Annotated in this window: 2 protein-coding genes; both read right to left on the bottom strand. The window is 38.1% G+C overall.

Going from position 1 to position 3,401, the window contains the following annotated elements:
* On the bottom strand, nucleotides 1–387 hold a 387-nt coding region (locus tag ACJML3_RS06980), incomplete at its 3' end, for a hypothetical protein (RefSeq protein WP_406021846.1).
* A 91-nt stretch (nucleotides 388–478) separates the two neighbouring features.
* Nucleotides 479–3,401, bottom strand: a 2,923-nt coding sequence (locus tag ACJML3_RS06975; protein WP_406021844.1) for a hypothetical protein, incomplete at its 5' end; no start/stop codon positions are given.

Genomic DNA, 3,401 nt, shown 5'->3' with positions numbered 1-3,401 from the left:
ATTGTTATTGATAGTGAGTTCTCGTATCTGTGTTACCTCGTAAGAGGTGTCAGAATTAAACAATAACACAAGCTGTTCTTTTGCTACGTTTATATACTTATCGACAGTAACAGTATTGATACCGACAGCTATGTTTGTCAGCTTGACCCCACTCAACCAATCAGGAAGCCAAACAGAGCCAACGTTACCATTTTTCTGTAATTCTGTATCTAGGTCAATAGCCTGTTTATAATCGTTGATTGCATAATTGTAATCAAAGAAAATTCTAGGCACATCTCTCTGTGCAATTCTATCCTCAAGATTGTTGTACGTACTTAATACGTCAGTCTTATATTCATACTGAACCATCGCATTTGCAAGAGGTTGCAAAAACAGATTAACACTCATGTAAACCTACCTATCACTCATTTCTCAACACGCTCATTATTATAACACACAAAGTAAAAAGGCTAGATTTTACTCTAGCCTTTTACACGTATTATGCAGTTTGAATTATCTGCCTTACAGTTCTAGGATTTTGCTTAATCGTGTTGATTATAGCCTGTTGTCCCTCTGATGTTTGCAGATATGATTTCAGCATATTAGGATCGACCATATTAACAATACTAACCTGTCCTGTGCCATTGGTATTATAGTTATTTACAGTATTTGTAGAATAACTTGAGCCGTTGTGCATAGCTTCGAGGTTGCTTAAACCGATACGATTTACATCTTCCTGACTAAACACATATTCGCCCTTATGCACAATGCCAGCAGGTTCATATTTACCACCATTACCAGTGTAGCCACCATCAGCAAACAAGGCTCTTGCCTGATTTGCAATCGTAGCTCCTAACAACGCAGTCTGACCTGCTGTTACAGCACCACCCATTGTAGCAGTAGCGACATATGTAGCAGGAACAGCCCATGCAGTAGCTACAGCCTTAGATGCTAATATGCTAGAGCCTGTTACCATAGCTTGTTGTTCTTCTGTAACAGCAGTCATCATAAGCTGAGTAACAGCCCATTGTATTCCCATCTTGATTAAAGAGGAAATCAAGTCTACTGCAATAGTCTGAGCAACATTAGCCATTGTTTCTCTAAAATCTTCACCCTTAACAATAGCATTAGCCAAGCCGTCAGCCAAGCCGTTGGTGAAAGTAGTAAGTGCATTTCCAAGTGTTTCGCTTATGGTTACGCTCAACCCCTTAAAGCCGTCAGTTAATTGAGACAAAGCATTAAGACCTGCTATGCTCCATTCGCCCCACTTTTCAGGGTCTAATCCCATAGAATTTAACATCATATCAGATTTTTGGTCTGTTCCAAACTGTGAAACATAACTTAAAAAGTCTGACATTCCTGAACCCATGTAATTAGCCATACCTGCACTAGACAGGTTGCCACTTTTATATGCTTCAAGATAGCCATAATTTTTCGCAAGCACACCTGTATTAAGCTGATTCTTGCCGTACTCACTTCCGACTGCTTCACCATACCCTTTAGATTTTGCCAAATCAAAAGTAGCACCATAAGCCTGCAATCGTAAGGCGATCTTTTCGCCAGCAGACAGACCTGCTGTTTTACGTTGCTTGCGTAAAGCTTCTTCTCTCTTTTGATACTGTTCTTCCCAGTCATTAACAAAATCTGAACTCTTGTTCTGCTTAATTTGTTTTGCAGTTTCTTCGTTAATCTGCACCAAGAAATCTCGTTGTTTCTTTAACAGATTAGTATATGCTTCGGTAGGCTTGTTTAAGGCTTTACTCTTTTCAATAAGATCATTTAAAGCCTCTATATTAGTCTGACGCTTATTTTCTTCTTTTTCAAGCTCCTTGATAAAGTCCTGTTCTGCGTCTGCTACTTCCTCCATGTGTCTACGCTGTAAGAACAATGTCTGCAATCTGTTTAAATCAGTCTCAGACAGTTTAACACCTGCTTCACTTGCTTTCTTTAACAATTTAGCCTGTTCTGAGTACCATTCTGTCATTTCTGTGTTAAGGAATAACAGATTTTTGTTAGTACCGACCATATCCTCAAAGGTTGCAAGGATTTTTTCAGGATTGCGACTGTCATACCAGTTGCCACCTAATTCTCTCATGTCTAACCACGGAATATCAAATTCTCTGTGTCTGCCATGACCTCCTCTGCCTTTCTTGTCTTCTTTTGGTGGTTTTTCGGTCTTTCCTGCTAAAAAGGCTACTTGGCTTTCTGCACTCTTGCCTTGTAATTCAGGAGAGGACAAATGAGTAGTAAAAGACTGTTTTGTTTCAGTATTAGTGGCCTTAATCATGCCATTACCTAAGTTGATAATTTCTAATCCTGCTCCACCGACAGTATATGCTTTAGCCTTGTTGATAGCGTCAATAGAGTCAGCAAAAGCCTGATCTGCTACGGATTTAATGTAGTCAAACATGTTCTTCATAAAGTCCGTATTAACACTTTTTACGTACTCTAACAGGTCTTTTTCTTCTTGGCTAAGTTCTTCATTGTTAAGCATCTTGTCGTAAATCTGAGCGACTTCCTTTGCGTAACCTGATTTATCATTCTTTACAAGTCCTGCAACCTCTTGTAACTGTTTAACTCTATCAGGTGTAAGGTCGTTCGCATTACGCAATTTTGTTGCCATTTCCTCAAACAAATTGGCAGTCTCTAAACTGTAATCAGCCTGCTTTTTGTAATTCTGATACATTTCTTCTGACAGCTTAGTATTGTTCTTGGCGTACTCAAGATGTTTTTTGCCCTCTTTATCAACAAATTCATAAATCTTGATTTGTGATTGTGAATTTGCTTTTGCGTACTCCTCAAGAGATTTTGCATATTTGATAGTTTGATTTGTATATACCTCTGCTTCATCCTTGAAAAGTCTAGTCATAGGGGCTACAAGCTGATAACGCTGTAATTTAATTTTGGCATTAGCTACATTTTGACTGCTTACCATTTGTTCTGCACTGATAGAATTAGAGTATCTAGCTTGATTAATTAATGGTATTGCCCGTTTTGCAGTATCAATCATCTTCTGTAATTCTTTTTGATTTCCAGAATAAAATTCAGGATTATTTACTGCTTGCTTAACATGCTCTATAACTCTTACCATTGGCTCAGCAAATTTTTGGTCAATGTTCATTAAGGTGGCATCGGCAATAGCCCTTTCAACCTCAGAAATGTCTTTGAGCAACAATGTTGATTTTTGCTTTAAAGTACCACCAGCATCATCTTCAAAATGCTCTAATGTATAAATCATTTCGTCAAAAGTTTTTTCTAAAGGTGGTTCTTTTCCTTTATACGGAATAAAAGGATAGATATGAGCAGGAATACCTTGTTGTATCTCTTGTGGAAATATTTGATCATTAAATCTTTTTCTGATACTAACACCTGCCTGTAGTGCACTATCGTCTATGACCTTAACAAGATAGTCAACGCCCTCG

This window comes from Succinivibrio sp., from assembly GCF_045124615.1.
Taxonomy (GTDB): domain Bacteria; phylum Pseudomonadota; class Gammaproteobacteria; order Enterobacterales; family Succinivibrionaceae; genus Succinivibrio; species Succinivibrio faecicola.
Note: the sequence above shows the minus strand (reverse complement) of the source record. Positions and strands in the feature narration are given on the sequence as shown.